Here is a 23050-nt window from a genome sequence, read left to right as displayed (position 1 = left end):
TTAACCCAAGCCATTAGCTAAAGCGATCACAACAAAAAAGGCGAGTCACCTAAACGGTCACTCGCCTTTTTAACATCCTGCATTTGCAATGCGCGCTAGATTATAGACCTAGGGCTTTAGCATGATGCGCTAGATGATCATCTATGAAGCTAGAGATAAAGAAGTAGCTGTGATCGTAGCCAGACTGACGACGTAACGTCAGTTCATGACCTGCTTTTTCACAGGCTTGCTCAAGCGCTTCAGGTTTAAGCTGTTCTTCTAGGAAGTTATCCGCTTCACCTTGGTCAACCAATAACGGTAGACGCTCTTCCGCTGTCGCGATCAACTCACAGGTATCCCACGCTTTCCACGCTTCACGATCGTCACCTAAGTAACCTGCAAACGCCTTCTCGCCCCAAGGACATTGCGTTGGGTTCGTGATCGGTGCAAACGCTGATACTGATTGGTAACGGCCTGGGTTCTTCAGCGCACAAATTAGCGCGCCGTGACCGCCCATAGAGTGACCTGAGATAGAACGCTTGTCTGTGACTGGGAAGTGTTCTTCCACCAGCGTTGGCAGCTCTTTAACCACGTAGTCATACATGTGGTAAGTGTTTGAGTAAGGCGCCACCGTTGCGTTCACATAGAAACCTGCACCAGAACCAAAGTCGTAGCTTTCATGCTCTGCTGGGTAATCGGTACCACGTGGGCTCGTGTCAGGCATAACGATCGCAAGACCTAGCTCCGCCGCTTTTTTGAATGCACCGGCTTTCTGTGAGAAGTTCTCGTCTGTACAAGTCAAACCTGACAACCAGTACAACACAGGTACATTTGCGCTTTCAGCTTGTGCTGGCAAAAAGATGGCAAATACCATGTCACCTTTTACAGACAAACTTTCGTGACGGTAGCGCTTCAACCAACCGCCGCTTACTTTCGTGCTCGATAAAAGTTCCATAATTCCCTCTTCGTATCTGTAAAAAAAACCCATCCTAGAGATGGGCTTTTTAAGATGATTAACGCTTATTTTGCGTCGAACTCGATAACCGTACGGATACTTTCACCTTCGTGCATTAGGTGGAAAGCTTCGTTGATGTCTTCAAGCTTCATTTTGTGCGTCACGAATGGATCGATTTCGATCTTACCGCTCATGTAATCTTCTACGTAACCTGGAAGTTCAGTACGACCTTTCACGCCACCGAACGCAGAACCGCGCCATACACGACCCGTCACTAGCTGGAATGGACGAGTAGAGATTTCTTGACCTGCACCCGCTACACCGATGATGATCGACTCACCCCAACCTTTGTGACAGCACTCAAGTGCTGCGCGCATCACGTTGACGTTACCGATACACTCGAAAGAGTAATCCACACCGCCATCCGTCATCTCAACGATCACTTCTTGGATTGGCTTGTCGAATTTAGATGGGTTGACGAAATCCGTCGCACCGAACTGCTCCGCCATTTCGAATTTAGATTCGTTTAGGTCGATCGCGATGATACGACCAGCACCCGCTAGACGCGCACCTTGGATACAAGAAAGACCGATACCACCTAGACCGAAGACAGCAACCGTCGCGCCTGCTTCTACTTTTGCCGTGTTAAGCACCGCACCGATACCTGTTGTTACGCCACAGCCAAGTAGACAGATTTTGTCCATAGCGGCTTCTTCATTGACTTTCGCCAAAGAGATTTCAGGTACAACGCTGTACTCAGAGAAAGTAGAACAGCCCATGTAGTGGAAGATCGGCTCACCGTTGATGCTAAAACGGCTTGTGCCATCTGGCATAAGACCTTTACCTTGCGTTGCACGAACGGCCTGACATAGGTTCGTTTTGCCAGATTTACAGAATTTACACTCGCCACACTCTGCCGTGTAAAGAGGGATAACGTGATCACCAGGCTTAAGTGTTGTGACACCTTCACCAACGGCTTCAACGATACCAGCACCTTCGTGACCAAGGATCGCCGGGAAAATACCTTCTGGGTCTTCACCTGAAAGCGTGAATGCGTCAGTGTGACAAACACCTGTTGCAACCATACGCACAAGCACTTCACCTGCCTGCGGATCTTGTACTTCAACTTCTTCGATTTTAAGAGGCTGACCTGGCCCCCAAGCGACCGCTGCTTTACATTTCAACATAGTGAACTCCGTTCTAACATAACCGTTAATGAAACAAGTGGGCTAAGTGTAGACGCAAAAAACTATTGCGATAATAGTCATTTTGACAAATCATTATTGTCATACGGCAACAATAGTGAGTAATAACGTCATGAAACACTGGGAAGCCATGGAAGCCTTTGTCGAAGTTGTGCATCAGGGGAGCTTTTCCAAAGCCGCAAGCAGGTTAAATGTTTCGGCTTCACACATCAGTCGCTTGATTACCCATTTAGAAGAGCGTTTAAACACCACGCTGTTATTTCGCACCACGCGCAGCATCCGACTCAGTGAAGCAGGCGAGAAGTTTTACCAACACTGTCGTGAACTGCCGAATGCTCTCGCCAGCGCAGAAGAAGCCGTCAGCGCCCTCACCCAAGCCCCCATGGGCACACTGCGTATTACCTGCGCCACCACCTTTGGCGAGCGCTACCTCGCGCCCTTGCTCAATGATTTTTTAATGCAAAACCCACAAGTCGATTTAGACTTTCATCTAACCAACCGCGAAGTCGACTTAGTGGAAGAAGGCTATGACCTCGCCATCCGCATGGGAGCACTGCGTGACTCCAGTCTGTTATCAAGACGGCTGTGTGATCGCGCCGAATATCTGTGCGCCTCTCGGGAATACGTTGACCAGCATGGCGTGCCTCACACCCTAGCAGAACTGAGCAAACACAAATGCTTAATGGGTTCTAAAACTCACTGGGTATTCAGTCAAAACGGCCAACGTAAAGAAGTCAAAGTCTCCAGCCATTGGCGCAGTAACTCAGGCCCAGCCCTGCTAGACGCCATCCGCCGAGGCCTCGGTATAGCGCAATTGCCTGATTACTATGTAAAAGAAGACTTAGCGTCAGGGCGACTGATTTCATTGCTCCCACAATATCAGTACCCCTATACCGGTGTTTGGCTTGTCTACCCGCGCGCCCAACAGCCGTCACCGAAACTCAAAGCCGTTTGCGATTACTTGATTGAGCGCTTTGAGAAGGAAGATATCTTCGCAAATTGGAGTAAACAGCTTTGATACTAAGCGAACTAGAGCTAACAAAGCTTGTTAGCTCTCTCTAAACTCCAATAACTCTCTGAGCGGTAAAGGCATTTTTTCCCTAGCGGCTCTCGAAATATTTTGCTCATTCTTTTGCCAAATCACACCAAGAGCAATAATACCGAGTCCTATCAACACCAAGGCCATTGGAAAAAGCCAGCTGTCTTTGAAGACACTAGACGCTAGATGACCGAAATAAGTGCAACAGCCTAATGCTCCGAATACTACAAACACTCGCCGCATCAGCAATACACCAAGACCAACCATCACCAGGTTAATGCTGAAGTAGATAAATTTAGAAAGCTCATCATCAGAATGCTGACTGCTCATGCCCCCCCAAAAAGTAAGGACACCAAAAAGATACAGCCAAAATGCGTAGTCAGCGATTTTATGGGCTTTTAGGTCAACTACAAAAGCCAAGACAATCATAATCAAACCAACGTACATAGAAATTAAGGCTCTAAGTTCATAGGCAGATCGATCCCCCGCTAGCATCAATGCAACATCCATCGACATATACCAAAGCGTGACGGCGATGGGCATGACCATAAACGGATATTTATACTTCCAAGCCAGCAAACCACCTACGACAAGAGTAGCAACTTCCATATAAATCCAATGCCATTTAATGGTTCTATGAAAGCTTTTATAAAGGCTTTCATCAGGCCAAACGCCTAACCATTTTTGCAGCCCATAAACCGCGAGCGGTGTTATACAAACCACAAAGGTCGCACATATACCAGCAGGAATACTTAAGTTTCTAGTGGCGAACACATGGCATACCCAAAGCCCGAGCACAGCATACAAGAGTGAAATAAAGAATATCCCAGCATCGCCAAAGGATTCCCACCCTAAATTCATAAACAGCGACATCGCCCCGATGGCCATCATACCGCCAAGGTAATACAGGGTATTTGTGAAATTGAATGTCGGAGTGCTCTGCGACTGATGCGACAAGAACTCATACAATGCTTCAGACTGCTCAGTGGAAATAATCCCCTCGTTCGCAGCGGCTTTCAGTTGTCTCTTTGTTACGTCCATTTAACACCCCAAAACCCAAGGAACGAAATAAAGCAGTGTAACCCAATAAGCGTTAATGCTTTTTAAATTCTACATTGCCGCTTTTGATGGCATCTAGTAAATCTTCAATGTGCCCATTATTGGGCGTTAGGCCTTTGTAGATCTCAAGATTTTTCACAGCCAACTCCATGTTTTGCTGCGATAAATAGACCATACCTAGCGAATAGTAAGCTTGCTTCACCCCTGCTTTTGCTGATTTTTCTAGATACGGCAATGCTTTGCTGCCTTGATTACTATCAGCTAGGAAAACACCGTACCTATAATTTGCAAAGGTATCATCTGGCATCTGATTAAGTAGGTTTCTAAAATCTCGATCCGCCTTATCCGCCGAACCAGGAATATCTAGCATGAATCCAATACTGTTTATAAGGCTGCTGCGTTTTAAAAGATCAGTAGATACTGTCGGCGTATCCACAAGAATATCCATCACTCCTGAAAGCGACCGTGCGTCAGCTTTAGCACGTTGCAAGTCCGCAGCATTGTCAAACCTAGGAGGATAAACACTCGCATGTTTCCCAAGGTCATTAATGATTGAATCTAAATATCGTAAATCAACGCCTTTCTTTTGACCGTTTTCAGTTTCCGTAACGATTAAAATCTTCTTCACATCGTAATTACCGTACATCTCTGCGTAAGAAGCGTTAGCAATAAACTGAAAAAAACAAAACAACGAGGCAATGATTTTAGGTTTCAGATTACTCAATGAAGGCTTGTAAGACAAAGTCCAGCTCACAGCATACATGCCACTTCGACTTTTCATAATTGGACATCCTTGTTGAAGGGATCAATAAGATCCTAATAAAAATCGCTTCATTCTCTCTTCGTTTTTTCACTATATTGAGAATGATTTTTATTTTTAACAAAGAATATTTTAAATATCAAGCAGTGCACCAAGATAGTTAAACATCACACAAAAGACGCATGTCTAAATCGCTTAGCGACTAGTCCAGTTCCCCCAGACTTCTCAAATAAATACCTCTACATTCTCTAATTTGATCTAAGTCGCTTTCTATCCATTACTTACTTGCAGAAATAACATCTGCTTATTACATTAGAAAAATCTAATAATTATTTAAGGATTTATCATGCGTCAAGTAGATGTTGCGATCATTGGAGCAGGCTCTGCGGGCTTAACCGCACTCGGACTGATAAAAAAAGTGACCAATAATTATGTGCTAATCAATGAAGGTTGGTATGGCACGACGTGCGCCAAAGTGGGCTGCATGCCGTCGAAGGTGCTGATTCAAATTGCCGATGATTTTGACCGCTTGAAAAAGCTGCCCGTAGAAGGCATCGAAGGGGTAGCCCAAGCACAAGTAAATGGTGAAACCGTGATGAAACGAGTACAGTCTATGCGCGACGGCTTTGTCGAGAAAACCATTGCCCCTTGGCAGCAACTTCCAGCGGAGAAAAACTTAAATGGCCGCGCAGCCTTTGTGGATGCGAATACCTTAGAAATCAGCTACGAGAATGGTCATACTGAACAGCTGCAAGCGAAATACATTATCCTCGCACCTGGTTCCCGCCCTGTATTACCCGACCTTTGGCAAAACATCAAAGGCGTGGTTACATCGGATACTTTCTTTGAGCAAACTACATTACCAAAAAAAGTAGCCGTCATTGGTTTAGGAGTAATTGGCTTAGAACTGGGGCAGGCGATGGCAAGACTAGGTGTAGAAGTCGTGGGTATTGAAATGGCCGATACGATCGCAGGTATTAGCGACCCTGAAGTTCGCACCAAAGCTCTTGAACTGATCGGCCATGATTTCCCAATTTATCTCGGGCAAGCGGCGCAATTGGAGCAAACCGACAAGGGCATAAAAGTCAGCTTCGGTGAGCAAAGCATCGAAGTGGATCAAGTATTGGCAGCTCTAGGTCGTCGCCCAAACCTTGATACCCTAAACCTTGCCAATACAGGTATTGCTTTAAATCATCGAGGCATGCCAAAGATCGATCCCAGCACCATGCGTATCCAAGGCACAGAGATATTTGTCGCTGGTGATGCTACAGGACAAAAAGCCATCCTCCACGAAGCAGCGGATGAAGGGCGTATCGCCGCCTACAATGTGATCCAAGGATTACAACAAGGTGAAGCAAAACACTACCAAGCACGCACCGAACTTGGCATGGCCTTTACTCATCCAAATATCGGTTTCTTTGGTAAACATTTTACAAGCTTGATCCTGACAAAATTGTGGTCGGCAGCTACAACTTTAATATGCTCGGTCGCCCAAGAGTCATGCAGGAATTTGAGGGTTTAATTCGCCTTTATGCTGATAAAACCAGCAAATGTTTGGTTGGTGGTGAAATGATCGCCCCACGAGGTGAACACTTACTGCATCAACTGGCTTGGGTTCATCAGCTTAATGTCGAAATAGCCGAGATCCTACGCTTGCCGTTCTATCACCCCAATATCGAAGAGGGTGTTCGCATGGCACTTAGGGAGTTAGCAAAGCAACTTTACGATAAACCAGTGGAAGAAGTTATTGGCGCTTAAGGAACAACACCCTCACTCTGGCAACCTTAATCAATCTTAAGAATAAGGTTGCCAATATTTACCGGGCAGTCAGGGAGAATTGCTCTAAAATCAACTCAACCAGCGGCTGCTTTCTAAATTTCCGAGCCGAGCCATCTAGATCTTTGAGTGAATGCGCTGCTTTTGGTAAGACCACCAGTTGATAGCGTCCTCCAGCACTTTCGAAAATATGCTGGGCATTTTTTTGCGAAGTAAATGGAATGTCCAAAAAGCCTTTTTCCCCTATCCCTCCGGCTATAGGTACATTTTCATCCAACTCACCATGAATATTAATAATGGTGTTATTTACGGCCTTTGCACACTGTTTGGGATCGACCATTAAAGTGGCTGAGAGTGTTACCACCTTTTGAAATGTCTCGGTCGTACACACCATTGTCTGCAGCATCATTCCACCATTCGAATGACCAACAGCTAACTTATTAACATCACTGACGTGATAACGCGATTGCAAAGTTTCTACCGCCTCAGAAATGTAGCTTATGTCATCCACCTGATCTCGGTAGGGTTTACCACAGCAACCTCTACCTGCATTCCATGCTTTAAATTTAGCACCTCCCAAACGCGCGGCAGCACTACCATTTAAATACGCTACAACCATTCCGAGCTGATCGGCAGCCTGCTCAAACGCTAATTTTCTTTGTATGAACTGAGCATTACCAGCACCACCATGTAGGACTATCAGCAAATATAGATGAGCCTTTTCAGAGAACCGATCAGGTACATAAAGCAGCCATTCTCGCTCATTAAATGACTCTGTTTGATAACGCCCCTCGGCTTGTACGGGCAAGCTCAAAGCCAGCCAAACACCACTCCCTATCAGGTAATAGAGCAATGTCTGTAGCCATTTAATGAGGTAAAGTCCCTGCATTATTCCTACCCTCTCTTATAAGCGAATCACCGTAATAAAGCTTTAATCTAACGGTACGATGTTAGGCAAAAGTTCGATCAGAAAGAAATACAGGCTCGAGCATCATTGGTCAAAACCACTAACACTATCCATAAACCGACTAATAAATGTCATGACTTCTTTCTCGTAATCAGTCTCCTGAATAAACGTGTCAATTTCCTTAGGTAACTTGCCGATCAGAGGCACCCGTAAAAAAATATCTTCTTGAAAATTCTCGCTGACCGTTGCCAATACGAGTCGTAAGGAAGCCAGCATATCATCGCCTCGATGAGATGCATGGACCAACGCAATGTTTTTCCCGATCACTTCATAGCGAGACACCATCCAATCTATCGCGTTTTTAAGGCCACCGGGAATCGCTCGAACATACTCAGGACTTGAAATAATAATGCCATCCGCCGTGGCAATGAGGTCAATAAAATTACGTACAGCAAGAGGGGTCGACTCACCCTCTAAGTCAGGAGAAAACACTGGTAGCGTATGGAGCTGATCAAAAATAAACACCTCAACGCCTTCTGGCACTCTAGATTGAATTGCCGAAAGCAAAGCTGTATTGGTCGAGGCCTTACGGGCACTACCGGAGATAGCAAGAATCTTCATAAAACATTCCTTGTCGTAGGCTAGTTCACGTTACTGATGTGTATCAAGCATCGTGCAGCAGAGATCATCTTTTTTATTTATGAACGACCTTAAAATGCTCTAAAACTAACAACATATCTTCAGTTGGAGTAATACCTAACTCTTCACACTCGTTTGAAAAAACGCCCAGTGAGCTTTTCTCCACCACGATAAGGTTTTATCGCCCTCACCTTCGGCCGCGGCGAACTCAGCACTCACATCCCTATATTTGCACGTAGAAACTGAACTGATTTCTATGATACAGACTGGCTTACCACTCCAATCCGTGACGACTTGAAGATGACCGACTTCAGGACGCTCTTCACCTTCATGGCTGTACCAGTACTCCATGCTACAGGACGCCCGTTTTTCACCTCTAAGAATCAATTCAGCGCAAACATTAGCGTTGTACTCATCAGAGCAAAAATAATCTGAACTGAAAGAAGTACATTTTTCTGCGGTTTTAAGTGGCAATGAGTTCAGATAACTCTCTAAATAGGCCCTACTTCTTTCTTCCATGAAAACCTCGAATTTGATTAAGAAAACCGCCTTTTAAGGCGATAGATGCTCGTTTATTCATTAGCAAGCCAAAACATGAAATCAAACTTATGCGTTTGGTGATTTGTCTTCAGCCTATGGTATTGGTTGCATATTGATCTTAATACACTTCCTTTAACGCTTCCAAGTCAAAACTAGAGGCCGCAGAGATCGGATCTCTTCTATGCTGTTCTATTTAAGCGTTCTCAGAAAAATCACTTTGGTAGAAGTATCATCAAGAGCCTGGTTATTCTCAATTTATAATGTTCTAATCGTGAGCATAACACTCGCTCAGTTTATTGCCTGATTGGAGCCATATGTCCCCGCTAGATCAACTCAACGCCGCCATCAAACAATTCCACTTGGGGCATTATGACAATGCAAAGACTTTATTGGAGGAAGTCAGAAAAGCTGCTCCTGAACTCGTCATGGCGCAACTCTATTTGGCTCAAATTGATCTCCTATCAGGAAAAGGTGAACAGTGGATAGCTACTCTGCAAGAACTGATTATTCAGATACCTCATTTCCACGAAGCCTACCACGTGTTAGGGCAATGCCTGCAGCAAGCAAAGCAACTACCTCAAGCTGCAGCGACGTTTCATACCGCATTAACACTCGCCTACTTTCAAGTAGAGCAGGAAGGGATTCCTTCTTGTGTTAAACCGAACACAACATCTCTTAAACCTGATCAAGGCGAGGCTCTGCTTTGGCAAACCTTATCTTTGCTAAAGCAGCATGAAGTCTATGCTTTTGCTTGTGCAGGCACTCTTTTAGGCTTGGAGCGAGAAGGTCATTTGCTTATCAATGACAAAGACTTGGATATTGGGATAGATTGGCTCCAAATGAATAAAGCCATTGAGGTATTGGAAAAAAACGGTTGGGCCGAGGCGTCACGCTCCTACGATTTAATCAACCCACGTTGCTTAAAACATAAGGCAACAGGCATTACGCTGGATCTATGTGGTTTTGGCACCGATAGTAAAAGTGGTGAAGCCATTTGCGGCCTATGGATCGAAGACGTACCATTTCATTGGAACCGCATTACAGTCTTTCCTAAAATCGAACTAACCAGCCGCCCTTCACCTGCTGGTGAAGTATGGTATTTAAGCCAACCAGAATTGATGTTAAATGCACTGTATGGCCAAGATTGGCGTATCCCTGACGCGGATTTCGATACCATTATCTGCGCACAGAATCTAAAACATTTCTCTTGGCTCACATATTGTTACGCCTACTCACGTTTGTATGGGCAATGGCTTAGAGGCAATACAACCAAAGCTAAACGTATCCTTGATGTACTCCTTGCTCAGCGTCCAAAAGACAAAGTACTAAATCAAATTAAGCGGCAGTTTGAGCAAATATCTTCTCAACAAAATAGCCAACAGCGAATCTTGGCTCTAGGTTACTTCGACCTGATGCATGAGGGTCATTTGAACTACCTTGAATTCGCTCGGCAACAGGGAGACGTATTAGTCGTGGGCATTGCTCCAGATAGCTTTTGTCAGCAAAGTAAAGGCTATCAACCAATCATGAATGAAACACAGCGAAAAATGCTTATCACTGCTCTATCGATCGTTGATGAAACCCATTTTGTCGCCAACCCCATATCACACACTCAAGCCGCTACGGAATGGATACACTCACTCAATATCAACAAAGTTGTTTGTGGTAAAGAGTGGCAAGGCTCAGAGCGTTGGCAGAAGCTAGAAAAAGCCCTTGCCCACCACAATATTGATGTAACCTATGCTCCAAAAACAGAAGGAGTTTCGACTACTTCAATTAAACAAAAGGTCATATCTCAAACTGACACTAAGAAACATTAGGTTTGGGAAGGTATAGCTACCTGCTGCCAAATTGTGACCATTAACTTTATATGCAGGACTATAAATTAATTAAAGTCTTAGCACACAACGCGAGTAATGCGATGTTCGATAAAAGCCCCATTAGGAAAAAGTAGCTTCGTGGGCTTGGGTTTTCGTTAGTCGCCACTGCGTAATAAAGCAGCATGTGAATAATACGCGCTACAGCGAAGCTCCAAATACAGATCATTAACCAAAAGGCATCGGCACCAATCAAGATAGCCAGTAAAATCATACCAAGCATGATTGGTACATTTTCTATCGAGTTCATAAACGTTCGATGTGCCCTGAATGTGAACGATTCATGCCCAAGTGACTCGTCCACTTTACCTGGAACAGCTCCTTCCTTACGTGCTTTAGAAATTGCTGCAACAAACCACTGCGCCATCCAAGTCACAAGAATCACAAACATGCCCCAAAATGCAGTGCCGTATATCGTCGTTAATTCCATTACATATTCTCCTTTTTCATTAGAGTGATATGAATAACGTCGCACAGCAAAGCGCTACATGCACTCTGCTAAAAGACATCTGCAAAGGATTAACGCAGGCTTTGCATGGTTATTGAACAAAGCTGGGGGAGGTTTAAAGAGACGTGACAAAACAACACGGTCTGAGCTTGTAATTGCCTTCACGTTCAAGCTCCTGCCAAACAACTAATTAACGCTACTGATGCGTCTCAAAGTAACGCTTTTCCTGCTCTAAAATGCGCTCGCTATTTAATGAAGCAAGGCTGATATCAGGTGAGTTAGGCAACATACCGATGGTTTGTAAATGCAGATAACGCATGGCACAAACGCGCAAGAAAGAAGTGAAATTATCCAAATCATGACCCGCTGCCAATGCCTCATGGTTAAGCTTCACAATCATCTGCGCCAGCGATAGCTTATCCCGCTGAGCGATTTCCTCTAAGGTAAACCAGAAGATATTTTCCAATCGAATGCTGGTGACCATGCCATCAATACGCACAGAGCGCGTGACGTTTTGCCATAGGCTGGGGTCTGAGTTCACAAACAGCTTGCACATAAAATCATCCTGTTAAAATCCCTTAACAACGCAAAAGAACAAACGCAGACAAAATAGGTTAGCTGAATTTTTCGGAAAGTCAGAGGAATGGCGCACTAATTTACGCAATAGTGACTATCCACTCCCCCAACATCGCAGAGTAAAGATCAGGTTAGCGGTTTAGCAAAACATAAAACTGCGCTAACCACGCAGGGTGCGCTGGCCACGCAGGCGCTGTGACTAAGTTACCATCGGTCACCGCCTGATCCACTGGGATATCAGCGTAGACACCTTTGGCAAGCTCTACTTCTGGCTGACACGCAGGGTAAGCGGAACATTGCTTGCCCTCCAACACACCCGCCGCCGCCAACAACTGAGCACCGTGACAAATCGCGGCAACTGGCTTATCCGCTTTAAAGAAATGCTGCACCATGGCAATCACGTCTTTATTTAAGCGCAAATACTCCGGTGCACGACCGCCAGGAATCACCAAAGCATCATAGTCTTCCGCCTTAATCTCACTAAAGGTCGCATTTAACGCGAAACGGTGACCGGGCTTTTCGGTGTAGGTCTGATCCCCTTCAAAATCATGGATCGCCGTTGCAACAGAGTCACCTGCTTTCTTATCAGGACAGACCGCATCCACCTGATGACCGACACTTAACAACGCCTGAAACGGCACCATGGTTTCGTAGTCTTCCGTGAAATCACCCGTGATCATTAAGATTTTCTTATTAGACATAATGCTTCCTCTTATTGTGTTTCCAACAGAGGTAAGTTGTAACAGTTAGAGTGGCGCGGGAGGTATTAACGGGTTGTTACATGGGTTGAAGGTATTATGATGAGAGCTAACCTTCTATATCCAGAACCGCCCGCTCATACAGAAAGCCTTATCAGGCGTAAACGATGTCCATCGTGATCAATCACCGTAAAGGTCTCTCCAAAACTCAACGTTTCAATGGGTTGGATAGGCTGCAAATCGAGTGATTGCCAGCGGAGCCATTGAGTATTTAGCTCATCGAGGCTATCGACATGTAGAATTACTTCAACACCACCGACCACACCATTGGTTGAGGGAATAACTTTATCCTGTTGCCACAAACGCAGAGATTGCCCATTGGGCGTGACAAACAACGCGAAGTCATCGGACTGCCTGATAGGCGGTTGTTCTAGAAGTTCGCTATATAAGGTGACACTTTTTGAAAGGGACGCAACATAAAGCACAAAGCCATTTAATATCATACTGAAACTCCATTCTGTGTTAAGAAGAAGTCCAGCATAAATTACCTGTACGTCAGTTTTTGTCAGTAGCGGTTGATTAAAATGGTAACGGCTTAGAAATCTGTTGTTGCTCATACCACTGATTCATCAGAGTACGCCGGGGCGTTGGATAACGTGCCTCATCCTTGATGACTAACTCGTTTAATCGATCAACGCGAAAATGTCGAAAGTCTTGGCGCACCTCACACCAAGCAATCAACACGAGTGCTGTTTGGAAGTAGCCCAATGCCATCGGCCAAACCACTCGTTGGCTGTTATGCCCTACTTTATCTTGATACTTAAACTCGACTTTGAACTCAGCTTGTAGTGCAGCTCGTAAACGGGCCACATTGATATCATCACCAAGCGACGCAGTGGGTCCAACCAAGAGAGTATTGTGTGTCACCTCATCTGCCAAATCGGCTGGCAACTCAGACAGCACTTTCCCCAAACACGACTCTGCACTCTGTGCCAGTGCAGGATCCGCCTGACGAGTGACCCAGCGCATGCCTAATACCAGTGCCTCTAGTTCTTGCGATGTGAAATTTAAGGGAGGTAACCAAAATCCCGAGACCATTTGATAGCCAACGCCTGCTTCGCCTTCGATTTGAGCCCCTTGCTCCTGCAGCGTTGCAATATCGCGGTAAATACTGCGCACACTGACATTGAGCCGCTGCGCGAGTTGACTTGCAGAGACCGGACGACGACTTTGACGTAACAAGTCCAGTAAGAATAACAAGCGCTTTGATCGACTCACTTTATCGTTAAACCTTCATCAGCCGTCGGCGCTTCAAAGTACTGAGTTACATGATGAAAAACGCTTTCCGTGTCAAACTGTGCTCGTTCAGGAGATTCAATACGACGCTGTGCAATTTGAGACAAACATTGCTCATCTGTCACGTCTAAAAACCACAGTTCGTGGCGACAATTCACTTCGCGACATAGCGATACAAACCATGCTCTTTGCTTCACTGTGTTTGCAGGAAAGTCCATAACTACATTCACACCAAGATTGAGCAGACTTTGAACGTGCATTTTGACAAACGGTTTGATGAGGTTTGAGAACTTAATGTAGTCATCAAACGTGTTAATCTGTGAAGGGTAATGGGCCGCTAACCATTCATCTTCTGAGACGAGAACAGCATGATTCTCAGCCGCAATAATTTTGGATTTCGTGGACTTGCCCGCCCCCATCTTACCGCAGAAAAAAAACAACACTCCCTGATTATCCATCTCTCCTCCAGTCATTCTTAACAACTTACCGCCTTGCTCGCATATTGTCTTAGATTAAAAATAAAACCAACCATGCAAAAGTTGCTCTTCAGTTCATTAAACCGATTAAGCCGAACCGCATTTTTTATTCAATGCAGTAGCGTTATACAACACAGGCCATTGGTTTTGCCAGTTACTCCAAACAATATCGTCCGTTAACAAAGTGCTCATAAAATGCGCTACGTTTATACGGCTTGTTTGGCCTGTATCTATAATCACACCCAATTGAGGTGAGGAAAAAACTTTGTAATTGGTAACTTCATCGTGATCAACCAAGTTATCCGGTCGAACAATACTCCACGTCAGATTCGGGTAGGTTTGGTTTTGCAAAAAAGCGGCTGCTAGTTCATTGTCTCTCTGGGGCGGCAAAATTTTACGTAATACTGAAATTACGACTCGGTCCACTCCCTTCAATTGCTCATTATTACGAGCATTTACCACGCCATTACTACTCATTAACACTAAGCGTATCGGCTTGTGTTGAGTCAATTCAACCAATCGTTGTACTGCGTCTCGAACTAGAGTCCGCGGCTGCCCCCATATACCCTGCAGTGTTAGATTGTGTCCCAAACAGCATGCCATACCATCCACTTCATCTAATACCGAGCTCAGCTCACTATCCGATACTTCCAGCAAGCTCCCCTGTTGAATTCTTATATTCCGATGAGAAAAAATTGATACAGGCAAAGCTTCTATTGTCCTAACAAAACCAAATACCGTATGTCCGCTTGCAAGGAGTTGTGAAGCAAGCAACCTCCCCGTAGCGCCTGTCAAACCTGCAACAAAAATTTTCATTCGAATCACTTGTCTCTTAATAGCGATTTGCCCACTATACAAATGCATAAATGAAAGATATATGGCAAAAACAACTACAAGGTATGCATTTACGAATGAATAAAAACACATTCGATTGGAATCACGCGCGAGTCTTTCTTACTGTCGCCAAAAAAGGGTCATTAACCGCAGCAGCGGAAGCGCTTAATCTCAGCCAGTCTACTCTCAGTCGACAAATGAACACTCTAGAAACCCAACTCGGACTTACCTTATTCGCACGCATGGGGCGAGGCATTCAAATAACAGACGCAGGGTATCAATTAATTCACCACATCGAAGTCATGCAAGAAGCAGCGATGCAAGTATCACTGAGTGCAAAAGGTCACTCTGAAAGCTTGTATGGCTCCGTCACCATAGCTGTCAGCGAATTGGATGCAGCTTTTCGCTTGCCCCCGATATTGCAGCGTATTCGTAAACAAGCACCAGAGCTACAAATAAATATTGAAGTATCTAATGCCATTACTAACCTCAAGGCGCGTGATGCCGACATCGCATTACGTAATAAACGCCCTGAACAAACTGACTTGATCGCCCGCAAAATAGGCGTGGAATCAATTGATTTATTTGGCACACCAGAATACGTATCCAAACTAGAATGCAACGGATATAAAAATGTCCAAATAATTGGCTTTGATCAACAAGAAAAAGTGATTGAAATTTTGCAGCAGCGCGATTGGTCAGTGGGTCTTGAGAACTTTCAAGTGACCACTAATTTTCAGTGGCTCCATGTGTTACTTGCACAACAAGGCAACAGTTTGATCATCTTGCCAACAGACATCGGAAAACGCCTCGGACTCAAAGCGATACGCCGAACTGCTAATCCTTTACTTGAATTACCAGTTTGGTTAGTTAGTCATCGTGAGCTACGTACCAACCCTCGAGTGCGTTTTGTATTTGATCTTCTTGCGGATGGACTAAATGAAGACTTTACGTAACATCCTTACGCCAAGCAGCTCTCAAACTAAAAAGGTGAAGCGAGTCACTGAGTTGAACAGCTATGAATACACTCACCCTAGAATTTCATAGTGCCGCTCAACGTATACTGCCACCTTCCCCCAATAGGATGCTTTCACTCGTTGCTGGTGGAGTTCAAATGATTCTTTATCCGCGAACTCTTCGTAAACGTCAAAACGAAGAGGATTATCTGAATTTTGAATAACACTAAACGTAATACAGCCGGTTTCTTCGAGTGTAAGGCGTGTGTGATTTACCAATTCAGTTTGTACTAATTCAAGATCCGACTCAGGGACTAGAATAAAACCTTTTAATGTTACTTTTGACATGGGCTTCCTTGTGGAGTGTGAAGTGGTAAATGACCGGTACAGATGGAGCGCAACGGGCCACTGCATATCCGAGATAATGTTCCATGGTTTTTCCTCGTCAAATACCGCGTTAAAGAGAGACATAGATGCTTACTTTACCTGTTTTACACTTAGTGCTCCGTGCCTGCGTATACCCACATTGGCTCTGTTTTACCGGCGCGCTCGAAGCCTAGGGCTTTATAGAACTCTATAGCTTCACCGTCAGCGGTAAGCATTTGCTGGTGAAAGCCACCGTAGATAGATTGCATAGCTTCCATCATTTTACGACCGATACCTCTGCCGTGTTTGGATGGGTGAACAAGCATATGAGGGTAATAGACCACCAGATGCCCATCGGATATTGCGTTGCCTACACCAACCAACTCTCCATCAATACGCGCTGTGACCAACGTGTGAGAATTACGCAAAGCAGGCAATAGCTGTTCAGGCTTTTCAGCTGAAGACCAGTGATTAGCCCGGTATAACTCTACGATTTCGGCCTCTTCGATCTCGCCGTTGAGTTCAATTTTAATATCCATATTTACCTCTGTTTTGAATAATGCCTTAATCAGGGATGCCATAGGCGTCGCTTGAACTGACTTGTTAACACTTTAACCTGAATTAATAGATTAAGCTTACCAGTAAGTGACTCAATCGTAACTCCTATCCCGACAATGCCTATCATTAAACAGCCGGTAAAGTCAGAAGCGGAGTTCGCTACTGAACAAAGCTCGGCCATGACACCATGGTTTCGTAATCGTCCGTGAAATCACCAGTGATCATTAAGATTTTCTTATTAGACATAATGCTTCCTCTTATTGTGTTTCCAACAGAGGTAAGTTGTAACAGTTAGAGTGGCGTGGGGGTATTAACGGGTTGTTAAATAAAATCGCTTAAGTTACATGTCCCATATGTTGTACAACTATAAAACTACACCTATACTTGTACCGTAAACTGTACATATTGGAGATACCATGCGAATCGTATCCTTTACTGAGGCGCGCAATAACTTAAAATCAGTACTCGACACCGTTGTAAATGATGCTGATACCGCTGTGATTACAAGACGAGATGCAGACGATGCAGTAGTTATGTCACTTGAGCATTACAACAGCCTAATGGAAACCGTGCATTTACTTCGCTCACCGGCTAATGCTGCGCACTTAGATCGCTCAATCGCGCAGTATAAAGCAGGCAAAACATCACAAAAGGATTTACTCGATGACTGAACGACTCTTGTCATGGACCGACGAGGCTTGGGAAAGTTATGTGTACTGGCAGACCCAAGATAAGAAAACACTCAAGCGAATTAATAAACTGATTACCGATATCAAGCGATCGCCATTTGAAGGAATGGGCAAGCCAGAACCTTTAAAAGCGAATCTTTCAGGCTTTTGGTCTAGAAGGATTGATGATACCAACAGGCTGGTTTATGCCGTGGATGATGAAGCAGTGACGATATTGTCGTGTCGGTATCATTATTAATGTTCAATCCATAAGCTTCGCAACCGCTGCGGCATTAACGCCACCCTGCCCTTTCAAACTGGATCTTACGCTTTCCCTATTCGACTGAAGCTGGTTTTGGCTGGCTTTTAACTTCCCTGCGAGTGACTCGATCGCTATCTCTATTCCGACAACGGCTTTAACTAAACGGTCGGTAAAATCGGTTGGAGCATCCGCTACAGACCAAGGCTCGTCCATGGTAGCTTCATGCTGATCAGTTAACTGACTTAGGTGCTGTTTAAGCCAATCAGGATCTTGAATAACCTGAACTTCCCCCTTTACATGTACTGCAAGATAATTCCATGTTGGCACCACACGCCCCATTTCCGCCTTTGTTGCATACCAAGATGGCGAGATATAGGCATTAGGTCCCTGAAAAATCGCAAGCACCTGAGCGCCATCCTGAATACGCTGCCATGCCGGATTAGCACGAGCTAGATGACATTGTAGTTTACCGAGAGAGCTGCCTTCATCGATCACTAAATAAAATGGGACGTGATTCGCTTCAATGCCTTCAGCATCAGAGATAATCAAGCTACCAAAGCTATACTCGCGAATGTATTGGTGTAGTACTTCTTGGTCTTCTTCTTTAAAGTGGTTTGGGACGTACATCCATGTGCTCCTTGGTGGTGAGTCGTTTAAGCCAACTTCGCATTTACCTTAAATTGAAGCACTGTTTAGCAGAATGCTTATTTACTATAAATGATTGATAATTTTTAACATTTAAAGGATGTAAATGTGGAAGCTCTAAACCCAGGGCAAACGCATGAACATAATTTGTACAATAAAAATGCCTATTTAGTAAGCAAATGTCGATTATTTGATCTCTGCCTACTTATTTCCGCTCCATACCCCAGATTTTGCAGCATCAGAGAACATACCAACTGTAAGTTGAGCTTTAGCATTTTTAACTATCTCCCCACCTTTAATGTGATAAGATAGCTTAGTTATTAGAGGTGGTCCCTCTCCCATGTATTCGAAAGCATCAAACTCACTTCCATCAACATTAAACTCTTCGAAAAACATCTCCGCAAGATCAACAACATCTTCCCAAACCATAAGGAGGTCTCCATCAAGTTTAGAATTTAAAGTAATTTCAGGCTTTTTTTTGAGAAACCACTTTCCGCTATTTCTTTCGAAAAAAAGAATTACAGCCTTATCAACAGAATCTAATCCCAAATCTTATCATCCCCTATTGCTATTTGATTGTACCTTCTGATCGATTTGTAAGAAATTGCGCCAACATCAGCTGCCAACAACCACCCTATTACAGGGATCGTTCGGCCAACAAATGCGCCAAGGTTTCTAACCATTCTAATTCTAAGGTCAAATACATTTGCTCCTACTAAAGTAGGTAGCTTTATGTCTCCCGGAATCCTTTTTCCTTTCAAGGCTTTCCTAGAAGCTAAACTTGCAATAGAAGTTCTATCAATTGCTCCTCTAGGCTTTTGTCGAGTTGGAATATTATTCCGTCCACTTAAGACCATTACTATTGCGGCTACTTCATCTGTTCCAAAATGATCAGATGCCTGATCAACAAATACCCAAAACAATAGCTCAGTAGCTGCTAAACCTTCTTTTCCTTGAAATTTGTAGGTTTGATCTTTGGTAGTAGACTCCATGTAAAACCACTCCTTGTCCAATAAAAAACAGCTTTTAAGCATTCCATCAAGCAAAAAATAGATCAATTCAAGAAAGCAAGATTTACTATTTACTCCTAACAGACATACACAAACCTTACAAACACGAAGTAAGCCGCAAATTTTAGATAATAAGTGCACCACTCATGGTTGAGTAGGTGGCGAGAGATCAGCTACCCATAGGTGGTATTCTAACGTCGCCAAACAATTAGAGTATAACCAATAGGCTATAAGCAGTTGATCGATGGCTATGTGCGAAGAGACAGACATCACCGTGGTAAGTTGTATAAGCAATTACGGCATAGCGGCAGGCGATACCAAGCAGCGCTTTGGTGATTGGGAAGTTGACACGGTATGAGATTGCGAAGTTGCAATGTAGTAGCCGTTGCTGTGATTGTTAGAAGGATTTTGTTTCCTCGATCCAGACATCTTTAATCCAGTGTTTTACTGAGGACCATTTTTATCCAGACAGATCATTACAACAGCTTGATGGAAACGCTTTATCTACTCGAATCACCTGCAAATTCAGAGCATTTGGCAAGGTCTGTGGGGCAGTTTAGAGGGCGTGATAAGGATTAGATTTCAGTTATTTTTATCTGGCCCTAATTATTCCTTAAACGCCAAACCCAACGATGGAATGAAACATGCCAAGCGTTGGGATGCTGTCCTAAACGCTTTGTTATATTCGCTTATTGATTAAAAAGCTGTTCTACCGTCTTCATGGGTAAGAACATACGAACACGCTCATTATGTTCACACAATACTTCAAAGCCGAACTTCGTATAGAACGCTTGAGCGGAGTCTGTAAGACAGTCCACAACAATTGCATATGCCCGCATGTGATGATTGACTTCCCACAGGTATTTAAGAGCACGAATAAGACTAACCTTTCCGAGTCCGGAGCCGTGAAACTCTTTGTGTACAGCTAATTGAGCCAAAAGAAAAACAGGGATTGGGTATTTAGGAAGTTTCTTTGCTAATTGAGCCGGTAATGTCTCTCGACTGATGGAACTCGGTGCAACACTATAAAATGCACAAATAGCGAATTTTTGATTTAACAGTGGTTGAGCACTAGGTAAAACCATGGTTCGGCTGATGCCTGCTTGCATGTGCTTTGCTGCTTGAGTTTTGATAAACGTGTTTAACTCTTGCTCACCACAATCAAATGAACTGCGATCATGCTTAGATTTGCTAAGTTCTACGAACTCTTTACCCCAACTCACTTAATGCCACTTTCATCTGTAAATTTGGCAGCTTCAAGCAAAGCTTGATTCGGAGCTTTCGCTTTATTACACGCAGCCATAAATTCGTCAAAGACACTGTCTTTAACCATAATACTTTCATGCTCTTCAATAACCTGTGTTGCATCTTCGTCCATAAGTCTCACAACATATTCAGTAAGACTTTTTAAACCAAGTAAAGCCGATGCTTTTTCGGCTTTTGCCTTGATCTCTTCATCAAGACGGATATCTAAACGTGCCGTTGCCATAACCCCTCCTACGTACGGATGTATTCCGTAATTATGGGTGATTATAGTGCAACCTTTAAGCGCGTTCAATTTGTACGGAAGTATTACGGAATGATAAGCTCTTTGCGTCGATGCAGGAAAACCTTCTAGGGTCATCCTGTCTATGACTTTCTGGCGTAAAGGCGTCATAACTTAACTCTCCGTTGTTAAGTGGAAGATCAAGTCTGGTTCTAAATGAGGGAGTTGGGGAAACTGACAGAAGACCCGCGAAGCGGTAACGGCAAGCATGCTGAATAACTCTTAAATGCTTTATCATGTGCGCACTAAATATTTACGTACAATCTCAGCATATCTTTGTGTTGAATATCATTCTCATAGATTGGATTTGGATAATTCAACAAAAAATAATCTTTGACGACTGAATCAACTCGAAAACCAAGGCGTTGGTAATATGTCAACTGATAACCAAAGGTACCAGTCCCCAGCTCAACACGTGTTACCCCTTTACAAGATAACTGAGACAAAACAGCTTTAAGCAAGTCAGAGCCAATGCCTTGACCTTGTAGCTTTGGATAAACAGAAACGTTGAGAATCTCAGCAGTACAGTTAGTCTGCGGCTGTACTATGCAAGCCGCTACGACATTCCTATTATGAAGTGCTGCGAAACACCATGAATCGAACAAATATGTATTAATGCTGACTTCATAAGGATCGGCTTCCAGTAGCAACTCTAGCGGGATTTGACTGTTATCTACTTCGATATATTGCATGTTCTCTTTCGTAGGCATAACGCTTTTACTCTAAAACCTCATAGTACCGATCAACGTTTACCGTCACCTTCCCCCAATGCGATGCTTTCAGCCGTTGCTGGTGGAGTTCGAATGATTCTTTATCCGCAAACTCTTCGTAAACGTCAAAACCAAGAGTGTTCTCTGGGTTTTTAAATAACATTAAAGGTGATACATCCGGTTTCTTCGAGTGTGAGTCGTGTGTGGTTTAGCAATTAGCTGCGCTCTCAAATCAGAACGTATAATCGAATACAACGATATCCTCAAGCAAAGGACTAAAAACTTGCTTCAGCGCTTCGTGCTCGACATGCGGTAAGTAGTTTTGACGCCCGGCTTCGTTTGCAAACGTCATTAAGACCAAGTGCGTGTAACCTTTGTTTTTGCCCTCAGGACTATCGTTTATGCCCCATTCGACAGACACAAAACCCTCGACTTTTTCAGGCATAGCTTCGAATAATCCCTTAAGCTTTTCGACTTCTGAGAGCGGTGATGATTCTTTGAATTTGATTAATAAAATGTGCCTAATCATTTTTTACTTCCTAGCGCTTGTCCGCTGAAATGCTTTGTCAAAAGTCACTTGCTTTTTGAAGTGCAACAAGATCACAGCCAACTATTGCCTCAAGATTTTCAGTAATTTTTTCTGCACTCCAATTCCACCATGCTATATCTAAAAGCTCACTAATTGTACGGTCGTCAAATCGATATTTAATAACTTTGGCAGGATTGCCACCCACAACGCTGTAAGCCGGTACATCTGCTGTCACAACAGACTTACTCGCTACTATAGCACCATTGCCAATTCTGACTCCCGGCATGATTGTGGCCTCATAGCCGATCCAAACATCATTCCCAATTTCCGTATCGCCTTTGTAGGGTAGCTCGTCCTCTTTAGGCATGACCTTCTCCCAGCCATTACCAAATATTTGGAATGGGTATGTAGAAAATCCAGACATCTTATGATTAGCGCCATTCATAATAAATTTCACGCCTTTTGCGATGGCGCAAAACTTCCCTATTAAGAGCTTATCTCCAATAAATGGAAAGTGATAAAGCACATTACTCTCAAATCGTTCTGGGCCTTCAGGATCGTCGTAGTAGGTGTAGTCACCAACGATGATATTTTCAGAAGAAATGTAATTCTTCAAATATCCTACTTGGGGAAAGCCTTTCATGGGTTCTTTATCTTCAGGACTTGGACCTTTCAAAATGCCTCCAATACATCTGTGATTTTTAACGCCGCGTTAAGTAGTGAGCAACGCTACCAC

Annotated in this window: 32 protein-coding genes and 1 pseudogene; 8 read left to right on the top strand and 25 right to left on the bottom strand. The window is 44.0% G+C overall.

What is annotated here, in order from left to right; all coding sequences use genetic code 11:
• Positions 1-100: 100 nt before the first annotated feature.
• Positions 101-934, bottom strand: a complete 834-nt coding sequence (fghA, locus tag ACXAC1_RS12865) for an S-formylglutathione hydrolase (protein ID WP_475061889.1) — start codon at positions 932-934, stop codon at positions 101-103.
• A 65-nt stretch (positions 935-999) separates the two neighbouring features.
• Positions 1000-2118: an S-(hydroxymethyl)glutathione dehydrogenase/class III alcohol dehydrogenase gene (locus ACXAC1_RS12860; RefSeq protein ID WP_475063828.1), complete on the bottom strand. Its 1119-nt coding sequence runs from the start codon at positions 2116-2118 to the stop codon at positions 1000-1002.
• A gap of 133 nt (positions 2119-2251) precedes the next feature.
• Between ACXAC1_RS12860 and ACXAC1_RS12855 the strand changes: the two genes are divergently transcribed.
• The gene (locus tag ACXAC1_RS12855) at positions 2252-3157 is read left to right on the top strand and encodes a LysR family transcriptional regulator (protein ID WP_475063827.1); all 906 of its coding nucleotides are present in this window, start codon (positions 2252-2254) and stop codon (positions 3155-3157) included.
• A 30-nt stretch (positions 3158-3187) separates the two neighbouring features.
• On the opposite strand, the gene ACXAC1_RS12850 is transcribed toward ACXAC1_RS12855, so the two are convergent.
• Positions 3188-4219, bottom strand: a complete 1032-nt coding sequence (locus ACXAC1_RS12850; protein ID WP_475061887.1) for a DUF2157 domain-containing protein — start codon at positions 4217-4219, stop codon at positions 3188-3190.
• A 52-nt stretch (positions 4220-4271) separates the two neighbouring features.
• The gene (locus ACXAC1_RS12845; RefSeq protein WP_475061885.1) at positions 4272-5018 is read right to left on the bottom strand and encodes a tetratricopeptide repeat protein; all 747 of its coding nucleotides are present in this window, start codon (positions 5016-5018) and stop codon (positions 4272-4274) included.
• A gap of 325 nt (positions 5019-5343) precedes the next feature.
• On the opposite strand from ACXAC1_RS12845, the gene ACXAC1_RS12840 reads away from it, so the two are divergent.
• The gene (locus ACXAC1_RS12840; protein ID WP_475061884.1) at positions 5344-6519 is read left to right on the top strand and encodes an FAD-dependent oxidoreductase; all 1176 of its coding nucleotides are present in this window, start codon (positions 5344-5346) and stop codon (positions 6517-6519) included.
• Complete coding sequence (locus tag ACXAC1_RS12835; RefSeq protein WP_475061883.1) at positions 6498-6755, top strand: hypothetical protein; 258 nt, start codon at positions 6498-6500, stop codon at positions 6753-6755. The genes ACXAC1_RS12840 and ACXAC1_RS12835 overlap by 22 nt, the downstream gene beginning before the upstream one ends.
• A gap of 58 nt (positions 6756-6813) precedes the next feature.
• Here the strand turns inward: ACXAC1_RS12835 and ACXAC1_RS12830 are convergent, their stop codons facing one another.
• The 3 genes from ACXAC1_RS12830 to ACXAC1_RS12820 form a co-directional block, all read right to left on the bottom strand.
• Positions 6814-7662, bottom strand: coding sequence for a CE1 family esterase (locus tag ACXAC1_RS12830; RefSeq protein WP_199462477.1), 849 nt, complete (start codon positions 7660-7662; stop codon positions 6814-6816).
• Between the two features lie 102 nt (positions 7663-7764).
• Entirely contained in the window at positions 7765-8301 is a 537-nt protein-coding gene (locus ACXAC1_RS12825; protein ID WP_199462478.1) for an NADPH-dependent FMN reductase, read from the bottom strand.
• Between the two features lie 135 nt (positions 8302-8436).
• Entirely contained in the window at positions 8437-8838 is a 402-nt protein-coding gene (locus ACXAC1_RS12820; protein ID WP_475061881.1) for an ASCH domain-containing protein, read from the bottom strand.
• A 335-nt stretch (positions 8839-9173) separates the two neighbouring features.
• Between ACXAC1_RS12820 and ACXAC1_RS12815 the strand changes: the two genes are divergently transcribed.
• Entirely contained in the window at positions 9174-10679 is a 1506-nt protein-coding gene (locus ACXAC1_RS12815; RefSeq protein WP_199462479.1) for an adenylyltransferase/cytidyltransferase family protein, read from the top strand.
• A gap of 58 nt (positions 10680-10737) precedes the next feature.
• Here ACXAC1_RS12815 and ACXAC1_RS12810 read toward each other — a convergent pair whose 3' ends face one another.
• The 7 genes from ACXAC1_RS12810 to ACXAC1_RS12780 form a co-directional block, all read right to left on the bottom strand.
• A complete protein-coding gene (locus ACXAC1_RS12810; RefSeq protein WP_133563136.1) occupies positions 10738-11166 on the bottom strand; it encodes an MAPEG family protein in 429 nt (142 codons plus the stop codon).
• Positions 11167-11380: 214 nt separating this feature from the next.
• On the bottom strand, positions 11381-11740 hold the full coding sequence (locus ACXAC1_RS12805; protein ID WP_199462480.1) for a ribbon-helix-helix domain-containing protein: 360 nt from the start codon (positions 11738-11740) through the stop codon (positions 11381-11383).
• A 151-nt stretch (positions 11741-11891) separates the two neighbouring features.
• On the bottom strand, positions 11892-12461 hold the full coding sequence (locus tag ACXAC1_RS12800) for a DJ-1/PfpI family protein (protein WP_475061880.1): 570 nt from the start codon (positions 12459-12461) through the stop codon (positions 11892-11894).
• A gap of 134 nt (positions 12462-12595) precedes the next feature.
• Complete coding sequence (locus ACXAC1_RS12795; RefSeq protein WP_475061879.1) at positions 12596-12961, bottom strand: VOC family protein; 366 nt, start codon at positions 12959-12961, stop codon at positions 12596-12598.
• Positions 12962-13037: 76 nt separating this feature from the next.
• Complete coding sequence (locus ACXAC1_RS12790; protein ID WP_475061877.1) at positions 13038-13736, bottom strand: helix-turn-helix transcriptional regulator; 699 nt, start codon at positions 13734-13736, stop codon at positions 13038-13040.
• A complete protein-coding gene (locus tag ACXAC1_RS12785) occupies positions 13733-14212 on the bottom strand; it encodes a P-loop nucleotide/nucleoside kinase family protein (protein WP_475061875.1) in 480 nt (159 codons plus the stop codon). The genes ACXAC1_RS12790 and ACXAC1_RS12785 overlap by 4 nt, the downstream gene beginning before the upstream one ends.
• A 105-nt stretch (positions 14213-14317) precedes the next feature.
• Positions 14318-15046, bottom strand: a complete 729-nt coding sequence (locus tag ACXAC1_RS12780) for an NAD(P)-dependent oxidoreductase (protein ID WP_475061874.1) — start codon at positions 15044-15046, stop codon at positions 14318-14320.
• A gap of 95 nt (positions 15047-15141) precedes the next feature.
• Here ACXAC1_RS12780 and ACXAC1_RS12775 point away from each other — a divergent pair, with 95 nt between their 5' ends.
• Positions 15142-16020: a LysR family transcriptional regulator gene (locus ACXAC1_RS12775; RefSeq protein ID WP_475061872.1), complete on the top strand. Its 879-nt coding sequence runs from the start codon at positions 15142-15144 to the stop codon at positions 16018-16020.
• Between the two features lie 72 nt (positions 16021-16092).
• Here the strand turns inward: ACXAC1_RS12775 and ACXAC1_RS12770 are convergent, their stop codons facing one another.
• A complete protein-coding gene (locus tag ACXAC1_RS12770) occupies positions 16093-16368 on the bottom strand; it encodes a putative quinol monooxygenase (protein ID WP_475061870.1) in 276 nt (91 codons plus the stop codon).
• A gap of 149 nt (positions 16369-16517) precedes the next feature.
• Positions 16518-16925 (bottom strand): GNAT family N-acetyltransferase, encoded by a 408-nt coding sequence (locus ACXAC1_RS12765; protein ID WP_475061868.1) that lies wholly within the window; start codon positions 16923-16925, stop codon positions 16518-16520.
• 435 nt (positions 16926-17360) lie between these two features.
• Between ACXAC1_RS12765 and ACXAC1_RS12760 the strand changes: the two genes are divergently transcribed.
• Together ACXAC1_RS12760 and ACXAC1_RS12755 are read left to right on the top strand one after the other, a co-directional pair.
• Positions 17361-17615 carry a type II toxin-antitoxin system Phd/YefM family antitoxin gene (locus ACXAC1_RS12760; protein ID WP_475061866.1) on the top strand — a complete coding sequence of 85 codons (255 nt, stop codon included), beginning with the start codon at positions 17361-17363 and terminating at the stop codon, positions 17613-17615.
• Positions 17608-17871, top strand: a complete 264-nt coding sequence (locus ACXAC1_RS12755) for a Txe/YoeB family addiction module toxin (protein ID WP_067210041.1) — start codon at positions 17608-17610, stop codon at positions 17869-17871. The genes ACXAC1_RS12760 and ACXAC1_RS12755 overlap by 8 nt, the downstream gene beginning before the upstream one ends.
• 3 nt (positions 17872-17874) lie before the next feature.
• Here the strand turns inward: ACXAC1_RS12755 and ACXAC1_RS12750 are convergent, their stop codons facing one another.
• The 3 genes from ACXAC1_RS12750 to ACXAC1_RS12740 all read right to left on the bottom strand — a co-directional run bounded on the left by ACXAC1_RS12750 (position 17875) and on the right by ACXAC1_RS12740 (position 19511).
• Positions 17875-18501: an FMN-binding negative transcriptional regulator gene (locus ACXAC1_RS12750; RefSeq protein ID WP_475061864.1), complete on the bottom strand. Its 627-nt coding sequence runs from the start codon at positions 18499-18501 to the stop codon at positions 17875-17877.
• 219 nt (positions 18502-18720) lie between these two features.
• Entirely contained in the window at positions 18721-19068 is a 348-nt protein-coding gene (locus ACXAC1_RS12745; protein ID WP_475061862.1) for a DUF1493 family protein, read from the bottom strand.
• The gene (locus ACXAC1_RS12740) at positions 19059-19511 is read right to left on the bottom strand and encodes an STM2901 family protein (RefSeq protein ID WP_475061860.1); all 453 of its coding nucleotides are present in this window, start codon (positions 19509-19511) and stop codon (positions 19059-19061) included. The genes ACXAC1_RS12745 and ACXAC1_RS12740 overlap by 10 nt, the downstream gene beginning before the upstream one ends.
• Positions 19512-19775: 264 nt before the next feature.
• Here ACXAC1_RS12740 and ACXAC1_RS12735 point away from each other — a divergent pair.
• Positions 19776-19884 (top strand): annotated as a pseudogene (locus tag ACXAC1_RS12735) (IS30 family transposase); the annotation flags it as partial.
• 334 nt (positions 19885-20218) lie between these two features.
• Here the strand turns inward: ACXAC1_RS12735 and ACXAC1_RS12730 are convergent.
• The 6 genes from ACXAC1_RS12730 to ACXAC1_RS12705 form a co-directional block, all read right to left on the bottom strand.
• Positions 20219-20752, bottom strand: a complete 534-nt coding sequence (locus ACXAC1_RS12730) for a GNAT family N-acetyltransferase (protein WP_475061858.1) — start codon at positions 20750-20752, stop codon at positions 20219-20221.
• The gene (locus tag ACXAC1_RS12725) at positions 20749-21018 is read right to left on the bottom strand and encodes a type II toxin-antitoxin system TacA family antitoxin (protein WP_475061856.1); all 270 of its coding nucleotides are present in this window, start codon (positions 21016-21018) and stop codon (positions 20749-20751) included. Before ACXAC1_RS12725 ends, ACXAC1_RS12730 begins: the two co-directional genes overlap by 4 nt.
• A 302-nt stretch (positions 21019-21320) precedes the next feature.
• Positions 21321-21767 (bottom strand): GNAT family N-acetyltransferase, encoded by a 447-nt coding sequence (locus ACXAC1_RS12720; RefSeq protein ID WP_475061853.1) that lies wholly within the window; start codon positions 21765-21767, stop codon positions 21321-21323.
• Between the two features lie 25 nt (positions 21768-21792).
• Positions 21793-21948 carry a hypothetical protein gene (locus tag ACXAC1_RS12715; protein ID WP_475061851.1) on the bottom strand — a complete coding sequence of 52 codons (156 nt, stop codon included), beginning with the start codon at positions 21946-21948 and terminating at the stop codon, positions 21793-21795.
• Between the two features lie 69 nt (positions 21949-22017).
• Complete coding sequence (locus tag ACXAC1_RS12710) at positions 22018-22314, bottom strand: Dabb family protein (RefSeq protein ID WP_475061850.1); 297 nt, start codon at positions 22312-22314, stop codon at positions 22018-22020.
• A 37-nt stretch (positions 22315-22351) separates the two neighbouring features.
• Positions 22352-22993, bottom strand: coding sequence for a Vat family streptogramin A O-acetyltransferase (locus ACXAC1_RS12705; protein WP_475063825.1), 642 nt, complete (start codon positions 22991-22993; stop codon positions 22352-22354).
• Positions 22994-23050 lie beyond the last annotated feature (57 nt).

The sequence above is a fragment of the Marinomonas sp. AWM4_232 genome (assembly GCF_056158325.1).
The sequence above is the reverse complement of the archived record's forward strand: the minus strand, read 5'-3'. Positions and strand labels throughout refer to the sequence as shown.

What these genes read in the sequence shown, in the direction of transcription:
- ACXAC1_RS12725 (WP_475061856.1), bottom strand. Translation starts at nt 21,018, where the DNA reads ATGGCAACGGCACGTTTAGATATCCGTCTTGATGAAGAGATCAAGGCA.
- ACXAC1_RS12830 (WP_199462477.1), bottom strand. Translation starts at nt 7,662, where the DNA reads ATGCAGGGACTTTACCTCATTAAATGGCTACAGACATTGCTCTATTAC.
- ACXAC1_RS12770 (WP_475061870.1), bottom strand. Translation starts at nt 16,368, where the DNA reads ATGTCAAAAGTAACATTAAAAGGTTTTATTCTAGTCCCTGAGTCGGAT.
- ACXAC1_RS12840 (WP_475061884.1), top strand. Translation starts at nt 5,344, where the DNA reads ATGCGTCAAGTAGATGTTGCGATCATTGGAGCAGGCTCTGCGGGCTTA.
- ACXAC1_RS12835 (WP_475061883.1), top strand. Translation starts at nt 6,498, where the DNA reads ATGCAGGAATTTGAGGGTTTAATTCGCCTTTATGCTGATAAAACCAGC.
- ACXAC1_RS12800 (WP_475061880.1), bottom strand. Translation starts at nt 12,461, where the DNA reads ATGTCTAATAAGAAAATCTTAATGATCACGGGTGATTTCACGGAAGAC.
- ACXAC1_RS12775 (WP_475061872.1), top strand. Translation starts at nt 15,142, where the DNA reads ATGAATAAAAACACATTCGATTGGAATCACGCGCGAGTCTTTCTTACT.
- ACXAC1_RS12760 (WP_475061866.1), top strand. Translation starts at nt 17,361, where the DNA reads ATGCGAATCGTATCCTTTACTGAGGCGCGCAATAACTTAAAATCAGTA.
- ACXAC1_RS12795 (WP_475061879.1), bottom strand. Translation starts at nt 12,961, where the DNA reads ATGATATTAAATGGCTTTGTGCTTTATGTTGCGTCCCTTTCAAAAAGT.
- ACXAC1_RS12765 (WP_475061868.1), bottom strand. Translation starts at nt 16,925, where the DNA reads ATGGATATTAAAATTGAACTCAACGGCGAGATCGAAGAGGCCGAAATC.
- ACXAC1_RS12715 (WP_475061851.1), bottom strand. Translation starts at nt 21,948, where the DNA reads ATGTTATTTAAAAACCCAGAGAACACTCTTGGTTTTGACGTTTACGAA.
- ACXAC1_RS12755 (WP_067210041.1), top strand. Translation starts at nt 17,608, where the DNA reads ATGACTGAACGACTCTTGTCATGGACCGACGAGGCTTGGGAAAGTTAT.
- ACXAC1_RS12850 (WP_475061887.1), bottom strand. Translation starts at nt 4,219, where the DNA reads ATGGACGTAACAAAGAGACAACTGAAAGCCGCTGCGAACGAGGGGATT.
- ACXAC1_RS12750 (WP_475061864.1), bottom strand. Translation starts at nt 18,501, where the DNA reads ATGTACGTCCCAAACCACTTTAAAGAAGAAGACCAAGAAGTACTACAC.
- ACXAC1_RS12855 (WP_475063827.1), top strand. Translation starts at nt 2,252, where the DNA reads ATGAAACACTGGGAAGCCATGGAAGCCTTTGTCGAAGTTGTGCATCAG.
- fghA (WP_475061889.1), bottom strand. Translation starts at nt 934, where the DNA reads ATGGAACTTTTATCGAGCACGAAAGTAAGCGGCGGTTGGTTGAAGCGC.
- ACXAC1_RS12720 (WP_475061853.1), bottom strand. Translation starts at nt 21,767, where the DNA reads ATGCAATATATCGAAGTAGATAACAGTCAAATCCCGCTAGAGTTGCTA.
- ACXAC1_RS12820 (WP_475061881.1), bottom strand. Translation starts at nt 8,838, where the DNA reads ATGGAAGAAAGAAGTAGGGCCTATTTAGAGAGTTATCTGAACTCATTG.
- ACXAC1_RS12845 (WP_475061885.1), bottom strand. Translation starts at nt 5,018, where the DNA reads ATGAAAAGTCGAAGTGGCATGTATGCTGTGAGCTGGACTTTGTCTTAC.
- ACXAC1_RS12810 (WP_133563136.1), bottom strand. Translation starts at nt 11,166, where the DNA reads ATGGAATTAACGACGATATACGGCACTGCATTTTGGGGCATGTTTGTG.
- ACXAC1_RS12815 (WP_199462479.1), top strand. Translation starts at nt 9,174, where the DNA reads ATGTCCCCGCTAGATCAACTCAACGCCGCCATCAAACAATTCCACTTG.
- ACXAC1_RS12710 (WP_475061850.1), bottom strand. Translation starts at nt 22,314, where the DNA reads ATGATTAGGCACATTTTATTAATCAAATTCAAAGAATCATCACCGCTC.
- ACXAC1_RS12785 (WP_475061875.1), bottom strand. Translation starts at nt 14,212, where the DNA reads ATGGATAATCAGGGAGTGTTGTTTTTTTTCTGCGGTAAGATGGGGGCG.
- ACXAC1_RS12825 (WP_199462478.1), bottom strand. Translation starts at nt 8,301, where the DNA reads ATGAAGATTCTTGCTATCTCCGGTAGTGCCCGTAAGGCCTCGACCAAT.
- ACXAC1_RS12780 (WP_475061874.1), bottom strand. Translation starts at nt 15,046, where the DNA reads ATGAAAATTTTTGTTGCAGGTTTGACAGGCGCTACGGGGAGGTTGCTT.
- ACXAC1_RS12740 (WP_475061860.1), bottom strand. Translation starts at nt 19,511, where the DNA reads ATGGAGTCTACTACCAAAGATCAAACCTACAAATTTCAAGGAAAAGAA.
- ACXAC1_RS12805 (WP_199462480.1), bottom strand. Translation starts at nt 11,740, where the DNA reads ATGTGCAAGCTGTTTGTGAACTCAGACCCCAGCCTATGGCAAAACGTC.